Raw genomic sequence first — 21424 nt, 5'->3', positions numbered from 1 at the left:
AGGTTTGCAAGCTCGCAGACAAAGGAATCGTTTATGCAAATTGCTGTTAATGCCGCTTGTTTACGACAGGACATGCCTGCCGATACCGGGAATGTGGCAACGGAGATAATACTGGCGATGTGCCGGCAGCAGCCAGGCCATCAGTTCACATTTTTTTTTGACGGAAAGGTACCCGCCGGCCTGAAAGTACCGGCCAATGTGACCAACGTGGTGTTGCCCCTGAAAGGCAATAAACCCTGGCATTTGTACTGGTGGCAGGAGTGGCAGCAGGTACGGGCCATGAAGCCTTTCCGCCCGGACCTGTTCCTGGGGCTGGATGGCACGCTGCCCCTGCGTAGCAAAATTCCTGCGGGACTGTTGCTGAGAGACCTTTCGTTTTTGCGCAATGCCGGCCTGCAGCCAGGTGTGCAACAGCGGTCGCTTAAAAATAACATTACGAAATACCTCGACCGGGCGCGGCGTATAGCCGTGCTGTCTGATGCCGCACAGGAAGAACTGCTGCGTTATGCACCGGGCGTAAAAGATAAGCTGATCCGCCTGGAAACCGGTATCAGTGAGCAGTACAAACCCCTGGAGTGGGAGCAGCGCGAAACGGTGAAGCGGGCTTTTTCCGGTGGGGCGGAGTATTTCCTGGTAACAGGCAGTATGCATCCCCGGAACAATATTATACCGGTGCTGAAAGCTTTTTCAGCATTGAAGAAGCGGCAGCGGAGCAATATCAAGCTGGTGCTGGCGGGGAGTGTAACCCCGGCGGGAGCGGATATTGCCACGGCCCTGCAGAGCTACAAGTTCCGGCAGGATGTGGTGTGCATAGAAGATGCCGATGAAGATACCCTTGCCCGGCTCACCGGGGGCGCTTATGCCCTCGTATATCCGTCGAGGTTGGAAGGGCTTGCATTGCCGGTATACGCGGCGCAGCGGTGTGAGGTGCCGGTGATTGCGCTGGACGGCGCTGCCGCCAGGGAGGCAGGTGGAGACGCGGTATTATATGCTGATCCGGCGAGTTTGGACGATTTATCAGAAAAAATGAGTCTTTTATATAAAGATGAACAATTAAGATCCCGTTTGCTGGCCAAGATCCCTGCGGCAAAGCCTTTCAGCAGCTGGGAGCATGCTGCGGAGCAGCTGTGGAGTCATCTCACCGGGACGGGTTTTTCCAAAATCAGCAAATGATGGCTATTTTTGCGCTTTAATTGAAAATCATGAGTAAAGTATCTACCATAAAGATCCAGGTTGGACTGGATGATCAAAAGGTGCCCGAGTCGATAGAGTGGAGCGCTACAGATAACAAGGAAGAAAGAATGATTAAGGCCAAGGGCATGATCGTATCTTTCTGGGATCCGGCTGAAAAGGTGGCGCTGCGCATCGACCTGTGGACAAAGGACATGATGGTGGATGAAATGGCGGACTTCTTTTTCCAGACCATGATGACCATGGCTGACACTTACGGAAGAGCCACTCCTTATAAAGACCAGGCAGACGACATGCGCGCTTTTGCAAAGGATTTCTTTAAGAAATTCCAGGACAGGCAGGCTGCCGAAGAAGCAGGAAAATAATCCATTAAACCTAACCATATGTCATTAGAACTAAATATCAACGCAGAAATCAAAGCTGCGATGCTGGGTAAAAAGGAAGCTGACCTGCGTGCGCTGCGTGCTATCAAAGCGGCTATCCTGGTGGCCAAAACAGCAGAAGGCGCCAGCGGAGAGCTCACAGAAGCGGATGAGTCCAAATTGTTGCAGAAGCTCGCCAAGCAAAGAAAGGATTCTCTTGAAATTTTCCGCGCCCAGAACCGTGAAGACCTTGCCGTGAAAGAAGAAGAGGAACTGGTGGTGATTGAACGCTTCCTGCCTAAACAAATGGATGAAGCAGAATTACGTACAGCCATTACTGATATCATCGCTTCCACCGGCGCCAGCTCACCCGCTGATATGGGTAAAGTAATGGGCGTTGCCACCAAACAACTGGCCGGTAAAGCTGATGGGAAGGCAATTTCCGCCCTGGTGAAAGAATTGCTTACTAAATAGTGCTGTCTGGTATTTAACCGGCTGATAAGCGGAAACCGGGCAGATAACATCTCCCGGAAACAAAAAAATCAGCGAGTTAAATACCGGATTCCCTATATTTCAACCATGCCTATAGACATTATTTTTGCTATCATCATGGTTTTTGCCATCTACCGGGGATACACCCGGGGTCTGATAGTAGCCTTATTTTCTTTGGTAGCCGCCATATTGGGATTAGCGGCAGCCCTGAAATTAACAGCCATTACTGCATTATATGTACAGGAACACTGGGATATGCATTCCCGCTGGGTGCCTGTAATCTGTTTCGTGTGCCTTTTCCTGGGAGTAATATTGCTCGTGAGGTTGGGAGCAGGAGCTTTGCAGAAGTTGGTGGAGCTGGTAATGTTGGGCTGGCTGAATAAACTGGGCGGAATACTGTTGTATAGCGTTATATTTATAATAATTTACAGTGTAGTGCTGTGGATGGCTAACCAGGTATACTGGCTGAGTCCTGAAACAAAGCTGCAATCTGTGGTATATCCTTATATAGAGAATATTGGCCCGTGGGTATTGGATCATATGGGAAGTGTGATCCCGGTTTTTAAGAATATGTTCACCGAGTTACAGTCTTTTTTTGAGCAGGCAGCCCGGCATATTCAACCTGGATAACTCGTTCCAAAGATTATTTAGATTAATAAAAAGAATTATTTTAGCGTAAAATTGACTTTCAAGATTTGGCAATGGATTACGAAATCAAAACACAGGGTAAGTTTAATTTTATAGAAGAAGGAGAAGGAGAACCACTGGTATTATTGCATGGACTTTTTGGTGCTTTGAGCAATTTCTCGCACATGATCGAATATTTCCGGCAGTATAACAAGGTTGTGATCCCGATGTTACCCCTGTACGATTTAAACATCCTGGAAACATCGGTAGGCGGTTTGGCCAAATATGTGCACAAGTTTATTGAAGCCAGGGGGTACAAAAATGTACACCTGCTGGGCAATTCACTCGGAGGTCACGTAGCCATCGTATACCTGTTAAAACACCCTGAAGCACCCGTAAAATCCCTGATCCTAACCGGCAGCTCCGGCTTGTTTGAGAATGGAATGGGCGAAACCTATCCTAAACGCGGCGACTATGAATACATCCGCAAAAAAGCAGAACTTACTTTCTATGATCCGAAAATAGCTACCAAAGAACTGGTAGATGAAATGTTTGAGATAGTGAACAACCGCCTGAAAGTGATCAAGATCATTACGCTGGCAAAATCAGCCATCCGCCACAACCTGGGAGATGAACTGAAAGATATCCAGCAACCAACCTTACTGATCTGGGGCCAGAACGATACCGTTACTCCTCCTATGGTGGGCGAAGAATTTAAAAAGCTGATACCTAATTCTGAACTGCAGTTTATTGATAAATGCGGACACGCTCCAATGATGGAGGTGCCGGAAGAATTCAACAAAATTCTGCACGCTTTCCTGGAGAAACTGAAGTTTCAACCTGCCACTTAAACCGGCACTTTACCGGCAGCCCGACGACTGTACCAACCGGTGCAGCGATTTCGCGTACATGTAATTTCTTTTTCTGTTGGCATATTCTTTACTATTATTGTATCAGAATACGCTAACATGATCGCCAGAGAACTCATATCTTCAGTACCTGTTCTGCATCCCTCGGATTCAGGAACAAAGGCACTGCGCCTGATGAACGAATATCATCTCACGCAGCTCCCGATGGTAGTAGATAGCAAATACCTGGCCCTGGTGGAAGAAGACGATATCATGGATCTCGAAGATCCGGATGTACCCCTGGAATCTATGGAGTACAGCAGTACCCGCCCGGCTGTCATGGAATACGCTCATCTATTCGAAGCACTCAAACTTTTTTACGACTTTAAATTGTCTGCCCTCCCGGTAGTAACAAAGGAAAATGAATACCTCGGTATCATTACCAAAGATAACCTGCTGGCAGCTTTAGCAAGATATAACGGGGTAAAGGAACCCGGCGGTATCATCGCGTTTGAAGTAGACCCGCGCGATTACGCTCTCAGCGAAATTGCCCGTATCGCTGAATCAAATGATGTTACGCTCCTGAGCGTAAACACCATCACCAACCCCGTTACCGGTAAACTCGAGGTGGTACTCAAAACAAACCGGCAGGAACTGCAAGGTCTGGTAGCTACTTTCGAACGCTTTAATTATGTAATCAAATACATCTTTGCGGAAGAACCGGAAGAAGAGCTGCTGAAGAAAAACTACGACCTGCTGATGAATTATATCGGCATGTAAGCGGATTTTGTCTTTACTCAGGATTACGCTGATTATAATATTGATTTAAAGGATTTGAACCTTTTTGATTTTTCTGATTTTATCACTCAAAATCAAAAAAACAAAAGGTGAATTGCTTTTATCTTTTAAAATCAAAAAAATCAAAAAGGTTCAAATCCTTTAAATCAATATTATAATCAGCGTAATCCTGAGTAAAGACAAAATCCGCGCTATTGTCAACTTTTAAAATGTTTTAGGGACCTACATGCTGAGATGCTGTTACTACCTGCTGGCCTTAGTCTGCCTGTTTGGAATGGTGATACCGGAAAATGCGGAAGGACAGTCGGCGCCTGCAACGGATACCAACTACCTGGTAGTGCGCAACATCCTGGTTTCCGGTAACAAGAAAACCCGGACCTCCATCATTCTCCGGGAAATAAGCACTGTACCCGGAGATACCATCTATCTCCGCGATCTCTCCAATACCCTGGAAGAAAGACGAAAACAATTACTCAATACCTCCCTCTTTCTCAACGTTACCGCCAATGTGAAAAACTGGACCGGTAACGAAGCCGACGTGGTATTTGAAGTATGGGAACGCTGGTACACCTTCGCTTATCCCATTTTCAAGCTGGCAGACCGTAACTTTAACCAGTGGTGGGTGGAAAAGAACCATAGCCTTAGCCGTATCAACCTCGGTGTAAGCGGTACCCAGGAAAACCTCACCGGCCGCAATGATGCGCTGAACGCCGCGCTGCAGTTCGGCTATACCCAGCGATTCGCATTACAGTATAATATACCGTATATCGATAAACGTTTCCGTCACGGCCTGGGTATCATCGCCTCCTATAACCGTAACCGTGAGGTGAACGACAGCACCAGCAATAATAAACAGCAGTTTTTCCGGAAAGATGATTTTCTGCGCCAGGTATATATGATCGGGCTTAACTACAGCTACCGTAAGGCCATTAACACCCGGCACCAGGTATTTGTAAATTATAATTATGAAAAAGTGGCGGATTCGGTGGCTATCATCAACCCCAACTACCTTGGGAAAGGCCGCACCAATGTACGTTACATAGATATCACCTACCGTCTCACTTATATTAAGGCAGATAGCTGGGTATATCCTCTCAAAGGATTCCGGTTACTGGCAGAAGTTGGCAAAAAGGGAATAGGTCCTCTCAATGATGTGGATGACGTTCACTTTCGGCTTAACATGGCCAAATACTGGCAGCTACGGCCCAAAACCTATGCTGCATTAGGTATCCGCAGCGCGGCCAAGCTCTCCAATGAACAGCCATATATCAATCAGCAGGCGCTGGGTTACCGGGATGATTACCTGCGCGGACTGGAATATTACGTGATAGATGGCACCAGCTTCGCCATCCTGAAATCAACCCTCCGGCAGGAACTCCTTTCCTTTAAAGTAAAGTTGCCTATTGTTCCAAAGAAATTTAATACCGTTCCGGTGCGCATCTTCGCCAAAGCCTTTGGCGACGCCGGTTACGCCTACAATAAATTCCCCGGCAACAGCTTCCTGAATAACCGTTTCCTGTATACCGGCGGCATAGGACTGGACATCGTTTCCTTCTATGATACCTGCCTCAGGATTGAATACAGCTTTAACCAGTTAGGGCAAAAAGGACTATTTTTACACACGAGCGTGGATATGTAGCACTTCAGAGCCGATCGTTAAAAGCTTAAAAATTATGCAGGTAGCACTTTATAGCAGGGGATTTATTACAGAAGATATTTCAAACATCCGCTTATTGCTGGAGGAATTAAAGCGGGCAGAGATAGAGGCCATCATCTATGAACCTTTTTTTCATACGCTGCAGCAACACATTCCTTTCGATAACGTACCAACGCTGTTTTCCTGTGCGGAAGACCTCCCGGGAAAAATCGACTTCCTGGTAAGTCTTGGTGGAGACGGTACCCTGCTGGATACCGTTTGTTATGTGCGTGATACCAACATCCCGGTAATAGGGATCAATTTTGGCCGCCTCGGGTTCCTGGCCAGCATCGGTAAAAACGAGATCCATGCACTGGTGGAGGCGCTGCTGAACCGCACCTACGTGGTAGACCAGCGGTCGCTGCTTCACCTGGATGCCAACATCCCCTTATTTGGTGATGTTCCATACGCACTCAACGAATTCACCATCCATAAGAAGGATACTTCCGCGATGGTGAAAATACATACTTACCTGAACGGCGAATTCCTGAACACTTACTGGGCCGATGGATTAATTGTAGCCACCCCCACCGGCTCCACCGGTTATTCCCTGAGCTGCGGCGGTCCCATTGTGTTCCCGGACGCCGGCAACTTCGTGATTACGCCTGTGGCGCCGCATAACCTGAACGTACGGCCCATCATTGTGCCCAACAATAATATCATTTCCTTTGAAGTGGAAGGCCGCAGCGACCAGTTCCTTTGTACCCTCGACAGCCGTATGGAAACCATCGATAACCGGGTGCAGCTGGCTATTAAGAAAGAGGAGTTCAAACTGAGCCTGCTCCGGCTGGACGACAGCAATTTCCTGCATACGCTCCGGAATAAATTGCTCTGGGGAATTGACGCCCGGAATACGATTAAAATATAGAAATGTAAAATATATTGTTATATTTACAAATACATTCCATGCTGATTGTAATAGAAATTATGCCCCGTGAGGAAAGCAAACGCCAAATAAGTAAGCATAATCATCAGCCATACATTAAATAAATCCGGCATTTTAGCGTTTAAGTAGAACTGATTTATGCTGAAACCTTTTCTATATTCCAAATACATCGTTTTTATATGGCTGGTATCGGCCGGTTGTTTGTTCGCGGAACGTGCTTCGGCGCAAAATGAGCTGGAATATGTGGGAGAGTTGGGTTTTTCTGTGGGAGGCGCACAGTATTTCGGGGATCTGAACACCCGGGGAGCATTAAATACCCTGAAGCCTGCTGTTGGCATTTACTACCGTAAATATATGAACGACTACGTGGGCCTCCGCGCCCATGGCCGGTTTATGCAACTCGGCTATTCGGATACCTACAATAAAAATGAATTCCAGAACCGCCGGAACCTCAGCTTTAATACTAATTTATGGGAGTTGTCCCTCCAGGGGGACTTTAATTTTTTCCGGTTTGAACCGGGCAGCTTATATGAGCGTTTTTCCCCCTATCTGACTGGTGGCGCCAGTATTTTTTATTACAATCCATATGCTTACCTTAACGGCGTCAAATATTTTTTACAGCCCCTGGGTACGGAAGGGCAGGGTACCGCCCTTTATCCGGAGCGCAAGCCCTATAGCCTGGTTTCTTATGCCTGGTTGATCGGGGGAGGTTTTAAATATAATATTTCCAAAAAAGTAAATGTGGGCCTGGAAGCGCTATACCGGTTCACTCAAACGGATTACCTGGATGATGTAAGCACTACATATGCCGGCCCTGCCGCATTCCCGGCGCTTCCTGACGGTCAGCCTACGGTGGCGGCCCAGTTGCAGGACAGGTCGGCTGTGAAAGGCAGTCCTATCGGGGTGATAGGGAGGCAAAGAGGAAACAGCAGGGATAAGGATCAGTTCGTAACAATCGAATTAACCATTAGTATTCTTTTCACTTCTTACAATTGTAAATTTTAATTTACAATAAAAAATACTTTCTGCGGGTGGGCTTTCCGTACCTGCCAACCGCCCTGATAAGCCTCCCAATTTGCTAAAATCCCCACTGGTATTGAATTCGCTGTTAAAACTACGTTAAAACACCTTCTTAGGCTTTGCCAAAAAAGTCATTACTCTATTTTTGTATCTTTGCACCCTTTTAGTAAATCTGTTATAATCTGTTATAATACGCCTGACACAAATGAGCTTGAAGGAAAAATTGGACTTACAACGGTTGCCGCGCCATATAGCCATTATTATGGACGGGAACGGCCGTTGGGCAAAGGAGCGGGGACAAGACAGGCTGTACGGGCACCACGAAGGGGTAGAAAGTGTGCGTAATATAGTGACGACCTGTGCAGAACTGGGAATAGGTTATCTGACCCTATACGCGTTTTCTACTGAAAACTGGGACCGCCCGGTTTATGAAGTTAATGGCATTATGGAACTACTCGTAAACACTATCCGTATGGAAGTGAATACGTTATCGAAAAATAATATCCGGCTGAGCGTAATAGGTGACATGGGAATGTTACCTCCCCAATGCCAGCGGGAAATGGAGGAGGCCATTGCCCTTACCAGCCAAAATACCGGCCTCAATCTCATTATGGCTCTTAGCTACAGTGCAAGGTGGGAAATCGTGAATGCAGCCAGGAAAATAGCCCTGGATGTGAAAAGTGGAGCCCTGGACCCGGTAGCTGTGACGCCAGAGGTATGGGAAAAATATCTCTGTACCGCCGGCCTGCCGGACCCTGAATTAATGATTCGTACCAGTGGAGAATGCAGGATCAGTAACTTCCTACTATATCAACTGGCCTATGCGGAACTGTATTTTACAGATACCCGCTGGCCGGACTTCCGCAATGAACATCTTTACCAAGCCATCTTAAATTACCAAACCAGAGAACGGCGCTTTGGCAAAACAAGCGAACAAATTCAGCAGAATGAAGAAATTATTTCCTAAGGGCCTTCTGGCTATAGCATTATGTTGCAGTGCAGGCATTCGTGTATCCGCTCAGCAAAAAGATACCGTGCCTCCTACGCAGCCCCCTGCTAATCCGCCGGCCGTTTCTCCTATCAACACAGGTATTCCGCAACAGTATGAAATTGCCGATATCACCGTTGCCGGTACCCAATACCTGGATAAATCACTGCTGCTGTCGCTTTCCGGCCTCACTGTGGGCGATAAGGTTACTTATCCCGGCGGTGACCAGTTTACAAAGGCAATCCAGAGTCTCTGGTCACAAAGACTGTTTGCCGACGTAACCATTTATGTAACCAAGATAGAAGATAATAAAATCTGGCTGGAAATAGGATTAACGGAAATGCCCCGCATGTCCTCCTTCGTTTTCAGGGGAATCAAAAAAACAGAAGCAGACGATATTACCACCAAAGCCGGTTTACGTAAAGGAAATGTGATCACACAGGCCCTGAAACAAAACGTAATCGGGGTAGTACATAAATTTTATGCAGATAAAGGATTCGGAAATGCTACCGTTAAAATCGAGGAAAGAGGGGATACCGGCCAGGTAAACTCCAAACACCTGATCTTTAATGTTACCAAAGGTAGTAAGGTACGTATCCAGGATATCAACATCGTAGGTAATGAAAGTATAGCCGACTCCAAGATCAAGAAGAAGATGAAAGGAACCAAAGAGCGTTCCCGCTTCACGCTTCATCCGGATCTGGAACAGGTGTACGTGGATTCCCTGGCCCAACCGGATGATTTCTGGCAAACCTATGGCTTCCTGCAACCCACCCGCGCATTTGAGAAACTGGACCCTTATTTCCGCTTTAAACTGTTCAGCTCTGCTAAATTCAACGAAAACAAATACTTCGAGGATAAAGGTAAAGTGATCGGGCTCTATAACTCCAAAGGTTATCGTGATGCGGTGATTGTAAGAGATACCACCTATAAAACCCACTCACAGAATCTGAATGTGGATATGCAGATCTCTGAGGGTAAAAAATATTATTTCGGGGATATTACCTGGAAAGGAAATACCCGTTATTCCGACTCCGTACTGACCCGTATTCTCGGTATCAAAAAAGGAGATATCTATAACCTGGAACTGCTGGAAAAAAGAATCGGTAAACAAATGTCACAGGAAGGGGGCGATATCAGCGGCTACTACATGGACTATGGCTACCTCTTCTTCCAGATTGACCCGGTGGAAGTTGGTATCCGCGGCGATACTATCGATTACGAAATCCGTTTACGTGAAGGACCGCAGGCAACCATCAAGGAAGTACGTATAGCCGGTAACGAAAAAACCAATGAACACGTTATCCGCCGTGAACTGCGCACGATCCCGGGTGAAAAATTCAGCCGCCAGGATCTGATCCGTTCTAACCGTGAAATCGCCAACCTCGGCTTCTTCAACCCGGAAAAGATCGGCATGAACCCGGTGCCGAACGTACAGGATGGTACCGTGGATATTGATTATACCGTGGAAGAAAAAGCCAATGACCAGCTGGAACTGTCGGCAGGTTGGGGTGGTTATATCGGTTTAACCGGTACCCTCGGCGTTACCTTCAACAACTTCTCCCTGCGTAATATCTTCAAAAAAGAAACCTGGGATCCATTGCCAAGTGGCGACGGACAGAAATTGTCTGTACGTGTATCTTCCAATGGTAAAGCTTACCGTTCCTATAACTTCTCCTTCACGGAGCCGTGGCTGGGAGGTAAAAAAAGGAACCAGTTTTCTGTAAGTCTTTACAGCAGTTACCAGAACCCATACGCATACAACGATTATTATAAGCTGCCGGGTGATACCACTACTTCTACAAATGGTCACTTTAAAGTATTGGGCGCCTCTGTATCACTGGGTAAACAGCTGAAATGGCCGGATGACTATTTCACCCTGATCTATTCCGTGAACTATCAGCAGTATAAGCTGAAGAACTATAACTACTTTGGTATTCCCGGATTTGAAAGCGGTACGTCCAATAACGTTAACATCAAGCTGACGTTGTCGCGTTCTTCTGTGGATCAGCAGATCTTCCCGCGCAGTGGTTCCAACTTCATGGTATCTGCGCAGTATACGCCGCCATACTCCCTGTTTAATCCCGACAAGGATTACTCCAAAGAGCCGGCTTCTGAGCAGTTTAAATTTATCGAGTACCAGAAATACCGCTTTAACGCAGAATGGTACGTGCCTTTGAGCCGTCCGATGGGTAGCGATAACAAAACATTTGTATTGAAGGTAGCCGCGAAATTTGGTTATATCGGCCGTTACAACAACCGTACAACCCTGTCGCCTTTCGGCAGGTTTGAAATGGGGGGTGATGGTTTGAGTAACTTCGCGATCTACGACCGTGATATCATCTCCCAGAGAGGTTACCCGGTGTATTATACTTCCGATCCGAGCATCAATCCTGAAAACGGTCAGCCTGCCAACTATTCCGGCTTCACCGTATTTAATAAGTACGTGATGGAACTGCGGTATCCGTTCAGTTTGAATCCCAGCTCCACCATCTTTGGTTTGGCGTTCCTGGAAGCAGCTAACGGTTATAAAGACCTGAATGAATACAACCCGTTCAGATTACGCCGTTCTGCAGGTATCGGTATGCGTTTCTACCTGCCGATGTTTGGATTGCTTGGATTTGACTATGGTATCGGGTTTGACCGTCTCCAGCCAGGGGGTGGTTTGAAAGACGCTGCTAAGTTTACATTTATGCTCGGCTTCGAACCAGAATAATGTGGAAAATAATTATATATTGCAAGTTTAACCGTCATTTGGTTTTGCGAAAAATTATTGTAGCATGAAGAAATTATTTATTACAGCCGCCATTGTGCTGGCTATGGGCGGTGCAGCAAGTGCACAGCGCTATTGCGTGATAGATACAAAATATATCCTGGAAAGCATTCCGGAATACAAGGAGTCACAGAAAAAGCTGGATGCAGTTGCAGAGCAATGGCAGAAGGAAATTGACGCTAAGTTCCAGGAAGTGGATAAGATGTATAAGTCTTACCAGGCAGAACAGGTAATGCTCACAGAAGAATTGAAACGTAAGCGGGAAGATGAAATCGTAGCCCGGGAAAAAGAGGCAAAGGATTTGCAGAAGAAGCGTTTCGGTTACGAAGGTGATCTTTTCAAAAAAAGGGAAGAACTGGTAAAGCCCATTCAGGATAAGATCTATAATGCAGTGCAGAAGCTTTCTGCCGGCAGGATGTATGATTTTGTACTGGATAAGGCTGCAGGCGCCACCGTTATATTCTCTGATCCAAAGCTGGATAAAAGCGAAGAAATCCTGAAATCTTTGGGAGTCAAGAAATAAACCCGTACCTATTTTTTAACTATAAGTATTTAAATTTTTTTAAACACAGACAACATCATGAAGAAGTACGTAATTATTGCTTTTGTGGCGGTTACCGGTTTGTTCAGCGTGAATGCAATGGCACAATCCAAAGTAGCGCATATCAATGCACAGGCACTGGTAGCAAGCATGCCAGAAGCTAAAAAGGCAGAAACTGATCTGCAAACTTTTGCACAAGGACTGGAAGGTGATGGTAAAGCACTGGTAGATGAGTATACGAAGAAAATGAAGGAATTCGATGATAAAGCGGCCACTATGACCGACAACATGAAAGAAATCAAAGGCCGTGAAATCCAGGACGCACAGAAACGTATCCAGGACTACCGTGAAGGCGCTGAACAGAAAGTACAGGCTAAACAACAGGAGCTGCTGAAACCCATCTACGATAAAGCCCGTAAGGCAATTGAAGATGTAGCAAAGGAAAAAGGTTACAACTACGTAATCGACAGCTCTGCCGGTATGCTGCTGGTTTCTCCTGCTGCAGACGATATCCTGACTGCTGTAAAGACTAAACTGGGAGTTAAATAGTTAATAAATTTAATACTTAAAGGTGGAATGTGGTGAAAACTGCATTCCACCTTTACATTTAAGAATTCGTATTTTAATTTTACTTTTCAAATATTTTCTGCTACCTTTGCCTTCCGTTTTAAAAACCACAATCCTTTAACACGGGAGTTTTAGTATAGTACAGGTAAAAACAAAAAAAAGAAATGAAACGTACTTTTCAACCGCATAACAGACGCAGAAAGAGCGTTCACGGCTTCAGAAAGAGAATGGAAACTGCTAATGGCCGTAAGGTATTGGCTTCCCGTAGAGCAAAAGGTCGTAAGAAGCTGACTGTTTCTGACGAGCGTAAGCTGAAATAATTATAGTAGCTAAATACTATTTGCCATAAAAACTTATTCTTTTACAAAGGAAGAAAGGTTAAAAAGCAGAAAACTTATTGAAACGCTTTTTCGTGAAGGAAAAGCGTTTTCTGTTTTTCCCTACCGGGTTGTTTACATGCCGTTGAAAGAACCGGGTAAATACCCCGTGCAGGTAGGCTTTAGCGCCGCTACCCGCCGGTTTCCCCATGCGGTGGACCGTAACCGCATCAAACGCCTGGGCCGGGAGGCCTGGCGCCTGCAAAAGCAGGAACTCTACGACCATCTCCGGTCCGAATCAAGGCAGATCGCCGTTTTCCTCATCTACACCGACAAAAAAATCGCCGGTTTTTCTACCCTGAAAGACAAAATTTCGGTAATTTTAAAGAAGCTGCAAACCAGTATTTAGCACTCAGTGGTTAGCTTTTAGCTGATTGCAGCAAACCCGGCATTCAACATGCTGTTAAATGCTCTGCTTATTTTTTACTGCTAAAAGCTGCTTATGAATCGTGTTGTGCGCTGGCTTAGTTTTCCTTTTATCTTCCTGATAAAAATTTATCAATGGTTTATCTCGCCCCTCCTGGGCAGTAAATGCCGTTATACCCCTACCTGCTCACAATACGGGCTGGAAGCATTTAAAAAATATGGCCCTTTCAAAGGTGGCTATCTCACCATAAAGCGTATCTTGTCGTGTCACCCCTGGGGTGGACACGGATATGATCCGGTGCCATAAATAGTCACCACCGGTTGCCAACTAATATCTTTCATCTTATACACTCGTTGCATGCGTGCGTTTTTTAATAAAAGAAGGAAACTGACAGCAGCCCTGCTCCTGGTTATTACTACAGCAGGGATCTTCGCTTTCAATGAAAACGATAAATATTTCCAGATTGCCAAAAACCTGGACATATTCGCCGCTTTCTACCGGGAACTGAATACGTATTACGTAGATGACCTTCCTCCTGAAAAGGTGATGCGAAAAGGCATTGAAGCCATGCTGGAGGAAACCGATCCTTTTACTGATTTCGTTTCCGAAGAAAACCTGGACGATCTTAAATTCATGGCTACCGGCAAATACGGCGGGGTAGGCGCCTCCATCAATACCAGCGGCGAATGGACCGCCATCACCGATGTATATGAAGGCAGCCCGATGGACAGGGCCGGCGTGAAACCAGGCGATATCATCGTGAGCATGGATGGCAAGTCCAGTAAAAATGTAGCCCAGGAAGAAATCAGCAGACAGCTTAAAGGCGCTGCCGGTACCCCGTTGGATATGGTGTTCCGCAACCCGGTAACCGGCGTGGAAACCCCGAAAAAAATCATCCGCGAAGAAATTAATGTAAAAGCGGTGAGCTATGCCGGCATCCTGAAAAATGATATCGGCTATATCAAAATGACCCAGTTCACAGAGAACAGCGGCGCCATGGTACGCACGGCAGTACAACAACTGAAACAAACCAACCCCGCGCTGAAAGGATTGATCCTCGACCTGCGCGGCAACCCCGGCGGATTATTGGATGAAGCCGTTGTAGTTGCCAACATTTTTGTAGATAAAAATAAACTCATCGTCAGCACCAAAGGAAAAGTAAAGAACTGGGACCGCAACTACGAAACATCCGAACAGCCGGTAGACCTGCATCTCCCGTTAACCGTGCTCACCAACCACTCCTCCGCTTCTGCTGCCGAAATAGTGGCCGGCAGCATACAGGACCTCGACCGCGGCCTGGTGATAGGACAACGCTCCTACGGCAAAGGCCTGGTGCAAACCACCCGCCAGCTGCCTTACAACACCAAACTGAAAGTAACCACCGCTAAATATTATACGCCAAGTGGCCGCTGTATCCAGGCCATCGACTACTCCCACCGTAACGACGACGGCAGCGTGGATTATGTACCGGATTCCCTGCGTAAATCATTTACCACCACAGGCGGCCGTGCCGTAAAAGATGGCGGCGGTATTGAACCCGATGCAAAGGTCGATCCCACCTATATCAGCCAGGTGGCCATTACCCTTATCCGTAAACAATTTATTTTCGACTACGCTACCAATTATTACTACAGCCATCCTAAAATAGCCGCTGCAGGCTCTTTTGCACTGTCTGAAAGCGACTTCGAAGATTTTGAGCGCTATCTCGATAACAAAGATTACAGCTACAAAACACGCAGTGAAGAAGCCCTGGATTCTTTCAAAAGCACCGCAAGAAAAGAAAAGTACTATGATGCGATCGCTAAAGAACTGGAAACGCTTGAAACGAAAATGAAGCACGATAAAAAGCAGGATCTGCTGAAAAATAAAACAGAAATAAAACGGTTACTGGAAGAAGAAATCGTGAACCGTTATTATTTGCAGAGAGGCCGTATTATCAGGTCGCTCGAGTGGGATAATGATGTAAATGCCGCCATCGATTTATTACATAGCCCATCAAAATATAAGCAGCTGCTTACCGCAGCGAAGTAACCGCTTTTAGCCCTGGTAATAATGAAGCCTGCAAATAAGCCCCGGTTGTCACCGGAGTTTGTTTGCAGGCTTCATTATTCCTCCTTTTCCAATTCTCATATAAATTATGAATTCCGGTAGAATAATTATATTTTGAGAGTCCAGTGAATAATAAACTTATATCATTTCTCAATCTAAAAGGGTTATCATGCCAGTAAATTCCAATGAAGACTCTCGCCGGAGTTTCATCAGTAAATTTGCCAAAGGAGTAGTAGGAGCATCGCTGCTGCCAAGTATCCTGACCGCAGCTGATAAGCAAAGAAACATTCAGTCACTTTCCCGCCTGAAAGAAAAATACAGTGCAAACGACCAGATACAGATAGCGCTGATAGGCGCGGGTGGTATGGGAACAGCAGATGCCAATACGGCAATCACCGTGCCCGGTGTAAAGCTGATAGCCGCCTGTGATTTGTATGATGGCCGTTTGGCAGATGCAAAAAAGAAATGGGGGAATGATATTTACACTACCCGCAGTTACCAGGAAATCCTGGAGAGAAAAGACATTGATGCCGTGATCATCGCTGTGCCGGATTTCTGGCATAAAGATATTTCCGTGGCAGCCATGAATAAAGGCAAATCCGTGTATTGCGAAAAACCAATGGTACATGATATCAGCGAAGGACCCGCAGTAGTGGAAGCCCAGCAACGCAACGGAAAAGTAGTATACCAGGTAGGTAGCCAGGGTATGAGTTCCCTGGGTAATGAAAAAGCCAGGCAGCTCCTGAAAGATGGCGCTATCGGTAAACTTAATTATGCCGAAGGCTTCTGGGCACGTATGTCGCCCACCGGCGCATGGCAATACCCTATTCCTGCGGATGCCTCCACTAAAACAGTTGATTGGACCACTTACCTCAAAAACGCGCCTAAGCGCGATTTTGACCCATTGCGTTTCTTCCGCTGGCGTAATTATAAAGATTATGGCACCGGCGTTTCCGGCGACCTGTTCGTTCACCTGTTTTCCAGTCTTCACCTGGTAACCGGTTCACTCGGTCCCAATAAAGTAATGGCCACCGGCGGATTACGTTACTGGAAAGATGGCAGGGAAGTACCCGATATTATGCTGGGCATGTTTGATTATCCTGAAACAGAAATACACCCTGCGTTTAACCTGTCGCTCCGCGTGAACTTCGTGGATGGTACCGGTGGCACCAACTACCTGCGCATGGTGGGCAGTGAGGGCTCTATGACCGTAGAATGGGATAAGGTAACGCTGTTCCGCAATAATGTACAGGTAGATGAAAACGATCCGCTGGCTGCTGCCAATGCTGCTGCATCCAATAACGGAAAATCGTATGCCTATCACCGTGCGAACATGCTGGATCCTGAAAAGATGATCTATGAGGCAGAGAAAGGATACAAAGGAGCGCACTTCGATCACTTCTACAACCTGTTTAACGCCATGCGTACCAACGGTAAAGTAGCGGAAGATCCTACATTCGGTTTCCGTGCAGCGGCGCCGGCGCTGTTGTGCAACGAAAGCTATTTCGATAATAAGATCATCCACTGGGATCCTAAGAATCTGAAAGTAGTGAACAAGTAATTAAACACGCGTACATATGAAGCACCTTTTGGTTCCTGCGTTGTCCGTGATAACTATTGTGGTGGCGTCTTGCGGAGGTAATACGGTAAATAACGAGAACAAGAATGCCATTGCGGTGGCGGATTCTCTTGTAAGCACTGCGCTTGCAGATTCTACGGGAGCTGTGTTAAGTGAAGCAGAAAAGGCAGCAGGCTGGCAACTGTTATTTAACGGCCATACAATGGAGGGCTGGCGGACTTACAAAAATAAACCGGCCGACTCCTGGGTAGCGGAGAAAGGGATCCTGCATTGCCTGGGTAATAAAACAGACAAGTCTGATAAACGGGGGAACCTGATCACAGATAAGCAGTTTGAGAATTTTGAGCTGACGGCCGACTGGAAGCTGTCGCCGCAAGGCAACAGCGGCATCATGTATATGGTATCGGAAGAATTTGAAACGCCTCAGTTGAGTGGGCCGGAATACCAGATCATTGATGATAAAAATTTCCCGGAGAAGCTGGAGCCCTGGCAGAAAACAGGCGCCAATTATGCCATGAATCCTCCTTTGGCAGATGCTGCGAATCCCATCGGCGAATGGAACATTACCAAGATCATTGTAAACAAGGGTCATGTAGAGCATTGGCTGAATGGAAAGAAAACGGCCGATTACGAACTGTGGACGCCTGAATGGAAGAAGCACAAGGAGGACGGCAAATGGAAGGATGCCAAAGGCTACGGGATGTCTAAAAAAGGCCATATCGCATTGCAGGACCACGGCAGCGAAATATGGTTCAAAAATTTAAAGATCAGGGAACTATAAACAATTGGTCAAGCATATAAAAAATCCCGTCAAGGTTTACCTGACGGGATTTTTTTATGCAGTTCCATGAACTGGTGATAGCTTATACAGCTGCTTCGTAGCGTTTGCTGATGGCGTTCCAGTCTACCACATTCCAGAATGCTTTCAGGTATTCCGGACGGCGGTTCTGGTATTTCAGGTAGTAAGCATGTTCCCATACGTCTACACCGAGGATAGGTGTGCCTTTTACTTCAGCAACATCCATCAGTGGATTGTCCTGGTTAGGGGTGGAAGAAACTTCCAGTTTACCATCTTTTACGGTTAACCATGCCCAACCGGAGCCGAAGCGGGTAGCGCCGGCGGTGTTGAATTTTTCCTGGAAGGCTTCAAAAGAACCAAAAGTGCTGTTGATAGCATCTGCCAGTTTACCGGTTGGAGCGCCGCCGGCATTTGGCGCCAGGCTGGTCCAGAAGAAACTGTGATTCCAGTGACCACCGCCATTGTTTCTTACAGCCGGGCTGATTTTACCGGCATTAGCTACCAGTTCTTCCAGCGATTTGTTCTCGTTTTCTGTGCCTGCTACTGCTTTGTTCAGATTGTCTACATAAGCCTGGTGGTGCTTACCATGATGAATTTCCATTGTCAGTTTATCGAAATTCGGCTCTAACGCGTCTGGTGCGTAGGGTAAGCTCGGAAGTGTAAATGCCATAACTCAAAGTTTTATGGGTTTTAAAATATGATTTCTTGATAGTCGCCAAATTTACTGCCAATCCGTTAAAATTTAGACATTTAATTATTAAGTTAATGAGATAACCGGTTTAGTGATCAACGGGCAACCTTGTTAATTAGGCGAAATCAATCAACGCCAGGGCTTGATCATATGGAAAATTATTTTATATTTACGGATACTCGGTTTAACAGAACGTAACGTCAGGCATATTTTTTCAGATGCGCCTGGCAGTTGTTTACCTATTGTTTGTTTAAAACTTATAGTATGCAGACAGGCTCGGACTCGGGGCTACATTTTTCCCTCAATGCCTTACAGAAGGAAAATGAGCATTTAAAAAATCGTATCCATTGGTTGGAGAGCGTTTTACATCATGTACCCGCCATGATTTACAGTTACGATAACAATAATAAATCTGTGACGTGGTGCAACGACCGTCTCGCAGAAACCGTTGGTTTTTCTGCTGATGAGATGACGGGTATGGGCATTGAATTTTTCCGGCACATCATGCATCCTGACGACTTTAAGCTGGCTGCGGTAGCGCAGCAATCGTTTATTAATAACAAGGCACAATTTGGGGGACTGGCCCGCATCCGCAAAAAAGGAGAAATTGATTACCGGTGGTTGCTTGGGCTGGAAGTGCCGTTTACGCACGATAAAAACGGAAGGGTGGTGGAAATCATCTGTGCCTTCCTGGATCTTACCAATGCTGTTGATACCAATGCCCAACTGTCTGAAGCGCTGGCTGCTATTATGCGCCGGCAAAATGAAACCCTTTTCAACAAACTGACCCCACGGGAGAAAGATGTGTTGGGGATGGCCGTAAAAGGACTGAACAACAAGGAAATAGCCCAATCGTTGAACCTTAGCCGTTATACAGTGGAAACCCACCGGAAAAATATCCGGCTGAAACTGAAAGTACGTAACACCTCAGAATTGGTGGCCATTGCCCGTAAGATAGGATTTGAATAAAAATACCCAACATTGGGTATTTGCTCGTTTTTCAAACTCGACTAATTTAGTGGATTAAATATTACGTATGTTTTTAAACATCCGGGATGATTACTATCTGAAACACCCCTATAACTACTATGATAACCGAGGAAAGAGCATTTGACATCTTACAACTGGAGGACTCTGCCACTGCAGAAGAAATTGTTGCCCGCTACGAAATCCTTAAAGATCAATACAGAAGGATAAAAGATGAAACCGAGGACCTGAGAACGCGGTTGGCGTACCAGTTGAAACAAATAGAGCTGGACGACGTATTTATATATTTCAGAAGAAAACAAAGAATATAGAGACTGCGACTAATCGCAGTTTTCGTCCACATCTGCCGTTGGCTTTAATTCATTATATTTACCAGCCTAAACCCTACCTAAACAATCATTCTATGAATGTTATCTTGATCGTTTTGATAGTACTGGCTTTAGTCGTCATACTATCATCGTTTGTAACGGTGCAGCAGGGAAACATTGCTGTTACCACTATATTCGGGAAATACAACCGGGTACTTTTTCCCGGGCTGAACTGGAAAATACCCATCATTGAAAAGGTATTTAAAAGGGTATCCATCCAGAACAGGTCTGTGGAACTGGAATTCCAGGCTATCACCATTGACCAGGCGAATGTGTACTTTAAAGCCATGCTGCTGTATGCCGTATGGAACCAGGAAGAAGAAACGCTGAAGAACGTGGCGTTCAAATTTATGGATGAAAGAAGCTTCATGCAGGCGCTGGTACGCACCATTGAAGGCTCTATCCGTGGATTTGTGGCTACTAAAAGACAGGCGGAGGTATTAGGTCTGCGTAAAGATATTACGGAACACGTAAAAGAACAGATCGACAAAACCCTGGAAGAATGGGGTTTCCACCTGTTGGATCTGCAGATGAATGATATCACTTTTGATGAAGTGATCATGAAGTCGATGGCGCAGGTAGTGGCTTCCAATAACCTGAAAGCGGCTGCTGAAAATGAAGGTCAGGCATTACTGATCACTAAAACCAAAGCAGCGGAAGCAGATGGTAATGCTATTAAAATTGCAGCAGAAGCTGAGCGCCAGGCTGCCCAGCTGCGTGGTATGGGTGTGGCCCTGTTCCGTGAAGAAGTAGCCAAGGGTATGAGTATGGCCGCCAAAGAAATGCAGCAGGCCAACCTGGATACCTCTGTGATCCTCTTCTCCATGTGGACCGAAGCCATTAAGCACTTTGCTGAAAACTCAAAAGGAAACGTCATCTTCCTGGATGGTTCTTCCGAAGGGATGGATCATACCATGAAACAAATGATGGGTATGAATAAGCTGATGGATTCCACCAAAAAATAATTATCTCCTTTGTTCAAAGAAGGTTTTCATCAGCTGTAAACTTTCTTCGCTGCACGGGCCGGCCTCCAGTTTTGTTTTGGGATGAAACGGGGACCGGTCACCGGTGGCTCTCCGGTAGCTGTTCTTGTCATCTGCCGCTGCATAAACAATCCTGCCTATCTTACTCCAATACAGTGCTCCCGCACACATCAGGCAAGGTTCTACGGTTACATATAAAGTAGCTTCCATCAGGTACTTACTGCCGAGCGTATTGAACGCAGCTGTTAACGCAATCATTTCTGCGTGCGCGGTACAGTCGTTCAATCTTTCTACATGATTATAGCCACGGCCAATAATGCGGTTGTTTAATACCACTACGGCGCCAATAGGCACTTCTCCGTCTTCAAAGGCTTTGCGTGCTTCCTGCATCGCCTGCCGCATAAAATGTTCGTCTGTCATAACCGCTGTTGGTAT

General features: G+C 46.2%; 24 protein-coding genes. 22 read left to right on the top strand and 2 right to left on the bottom strand.

Going from position 1 to position 21424, the window contains the following annotated elements:
* The first annotated feature begins 33 nt into the window (after positions 1-33).
* The 19 genes from ACLHR0_RS05985 (at position 34) to ACLHR0_RS05895 (ending at position 17942) form a co-directional block, all read left to right on the top strand.
* Positions 34-1173 (top strand): glycosyltransferase family 4 protein, encoded by a 1140-nt coding sequence (locus ACLHR0_RS05985; protein ID WP_436485343.1) that lies wholly within the window; start codon positions 34-36, stop codon positions 1171-1173.
* A gap of 29 nt (positions 1174-1202) precedes the next feature.
* On the top strand, positions 1203-1556 hold the full coding sequence (gene gldC, locus ACLHR0_RS05980) for a gliding motility protein GldC (RefSeq protein ID WP_370908596.1): 354 nt from the start codon (positions 1203-1205) through the stop codon (positions 1554-1556).
* A gap of 18 nt (positions 1557-1574) precedes the next feature.
* Positions 1575-2027 carry a GatB/YqeY domain-containing protein gene (locus tag ACLHR0_RS05975; RefSeq protein ID WP_370908595.1) on the top strand — a complete coding sequence of 151 codons (453 nt, stop codon included), beginning with the start codon at positions 1575-1577 and terminating at the stop codon, positions 2025-2027.
* A 105-nt stretch (positions 2028-2132) separates the two neighbouring features.
* Complete coding sequence (locus ACLHR0_RS05970; RefSeq protein ID WP_370908594.1) at positions 2133-2675, top strand: CvpA family protein; 543 nt, start codon at positions 2133-2135, stop codon at positions 2673-2675.
* Between the two features lie 71 nt (positions 2676-2746).
* Positions 2747-3523: an alpha/beta fold hydrolase gene (locus ACLHR0_RS05965; protein WP_370908593.1), complete on the top strand. Its 777-nt coding sequence runs from the start codon at positions 2747-2749 to the stop codon at positions 3521-3523.
* Positions 3524-3640: 117 nt separating this feature from the next.
* The gene (locus ACLHR0_RS05960; RefSeq protein ID WP_079471185.1) at positions 3641-4300 is read left to right on the top strand and encodes a CBS domain-containing protein; all 660 of its coding nucleotides are present in this window, start codon (positions 3641-3643) and stop codon (positions 4298-4300) included.
* A gap of 244 nt (positions 4301-4544) precedes the next feature.
* Positions 4545-5957 carry a POTRA domain-containing protein gene (locus ACLHR0_RS05955; protein WP_429042584.1) on the top strand — a complete coding sequence of 471 codons (1413 nt, stop codon included), beginning with the start codon at positions 4545-4547 and terminating at the stop codon, positions 5955-5957.
* Between the two features lie 34 nt (positions 5958-5991).
* A complete protein-coding gene (locus ACLHR0_RS05950) occupies positions 5992-6882 on the top strand; it encodes an NAD kinase (protein WP_429042582.1) in 891 nt (296 codons plus the stop codon).
* Positions 6883-7038: 156 nt separating this feature from the next.
* A complete protein-coding gene (locus tag ACLHR0_RS05945; protein WP_370908590.1) occupies positions 7039-7905 on the top strand; it encodes a DUF6089 family protein in 867 nt (288 codons plus the stop codon).
* 220 nt (positions 7906-8125) lie between these two features.
* The gene (locus ACLHR0_RS05940; RefSeq protein ID WP_429042581.1) at positions 8126-8887 is read left to right on the top strand and encodes an isoprenyl transferase; all 762 of its coding nucleotides are present in this window, start codon (positions 8126-8128) and stop codon (positions 8885-8887) included.
* Complete coding sequence (locus ACLHR0_RS05935) at positions 8868-11624, top strand: BamA/OMP85 family outer membrane protein (protein ID WP_370908588.1); 2757 nt, start codon at positions 8868-8870, stop codon at positions 11622-11624. The genes ACLHR0_RS05940 and ACLHR0_RS05935 overlap by 20 nt, the downstream gene beginning before the upstream one ends.
* Before the next feature lie 64 nt (positions 11625-11688).
* Entirely contained in the window at positions 11689-12204 is a 516-nt protein-coding gene (locus ACLHR0_RS05930; protein ID WP_079471180.1) for an OmpH family outer membrane protein, read from the top strand.
* 57 nt (positions 12205-12261) lie between these two features.
* Positions 12262-12771 carry an OmpH family outer membrane protein gene (locus ACLHR0_RS05925; RefSeq protein ID WP_429042578.1) on the top strand — a complete coding sequence of 170 codons (510 nt, stop codon included), beginning with the start codon at positions 12262-12264 and terminating at the stop codon, positions 12769-12771.
* A 182-nt stretch (positions 12772-12953) separates the two neighbouring features.
* Positions 12954-13109: a 50S ribosomal protein L34 gene (gene rpmH, locus ACLHR0_RS05920; protein ID WP_012788729.1), complete on the top strand. Its 156-nt coding sequence runs from the start codon at positions 12954-12956 to the stop codon at positions 13107-13109.
* Between the two features lie 13 nt (positions 13110-13122).
* A complete protein-coding gene (locus ACLHR0_RS05915) occupies positions 13123-13515 on the top strand; it encodes a ribonuclease P protein component (protein ID WP_370909245.1) in 393 nt (130 codons plus the stop codon).
* A 93-nt stretch (positions 13516-13608) separates the two neighbouring features.
* Positions 13609-13839 (top strand): membrane protein insertion efficiency factor YidD, encoded by a 231-nt coding sequence (gene yidD, locus ACLHR0_RS05910; protein WP_079471177.1) that lies wholly within the window; start codon positions 13609-13611, stop codon positions 13837-13839.
* A gap of 51 nt (positions 13840-13890) precedes the next feature.
* On the top strand, positions 13891-15564 hold the full coding sequence (locus ACLHR0_RS05905) for a S41 family peptidase (RefSeq protein ID WP_429042572.1): 1674 nt from the start codon (positions 13891-13893) through the stop codon (positions 15562-15564).
* Positions 15565-15751: 187 nt separating this feature from the next.
* A complete protein-coding gene (locus ACLHR0_RS05900; protein ID WP_370908586.1) occupies positions 15752-17143 on the top strand; it encodes a Gfo/Idh/MocA family protein in 1392 nt (463 codons plus the stop codon).
* A 16-nt stretch (positions 17144-17159) separates the two neighbouring features.
* On the top strand, positions 17160-17942 hold the full coding sequence (locus tag ACLHR0_RS05895; RefSeq protein ID WP_436485334.1) for a 3-keto-disaccharide hydrolase: 783 nt from the start codon (positions 17160-17162) through the stop codon (positions 17940-17942).
* Between the two features lie 82 nt (positions 17943-18024).
* Here the strand turns inward: ACLHR0_RS05895 and ACLHR0_RS05890 are convergent, their stop codons facing one another.
* Positions 18025-18630: a superoxide dismutase gene (locus ACLHR0_RS05890; RefSeq protein WP_370908584.1), complete on the bottom strand. Its 606-nt coding sequence runs from the start codon at positions 18628-18630 to the stop codon at positions 18025-18027.
* Between the two features lie 285 nt (positions 18631-18915).
* Between ACLHR0_RS05890 and ACLHR0_RS05885 the strand changes: the two genes are divergently transcribed.
* The 3 genes from ACLHR0_RS05885 to ACLHR0_RS05875 all read left to right on the top strand — a co-directional run bounded on the left by ACLHR0_RS05885 (position 18916) and on the right by ACLHR0_RS05875 (position 20971).
* Complete coding sequence (locus ACLHR0_RS05885) at positions 18916-19620, top strand: LuxR C-terminal-related transcriptional regulator (RefSeq protein WP_370908583.1); 705 nt, start codon at positions 18916-18918, stop codon at positions 19618-19620.
* Positions 19621-19739: 119 nt separating this feature from the next.
* Complete coding sequence (locus tag ACLHR0_RS05880) at positions 19740-19949, top strand: hypothetical protein (protein WP_436485331.1); 210 nt, start codon at positions 19740-19742, stop codon at positions 19947-19949.
* A gap of 92 nt (positions 19950-20041) precedes the next feature.
* Positions 20042-20971, top strand: coding sequence for an SPFH domain-containing protein (locus ACLHR0_RS05875; RefSeq protein WP_142684834.1), 930 nt, complete (start codon positions 20042-20044; stop codon positions 20969-20971).
* Here ACLHR0_RS05875 and ACLHR0_RS05870 read toward each other — a convergent pair whose 3' ends face one another.
* Complete coding sequence (locus ACLHR0_RS05870; protein WP_079471170.1) at positions 20972-21409, bottom strand: nucleoside deaminase; 438 nt, start codon at positions 21407-21409, stop codon at positions 20972-20974.
* Positions 21410-21424: the final 15 nt, after the last annotated feature.

The sequence above is a fragment of the Chitinophaga sp. ARDCPP14 genome, from assembly GCF_051362515.1.
GTDB lineage: Bacteria > Bacteroidota > Bacteroidia > Chitinophagales > Chitinophagaceae > Chitinophaga.
This window is presented reverse-complemented; position numbering and strand designations above follow the sequence as displayed.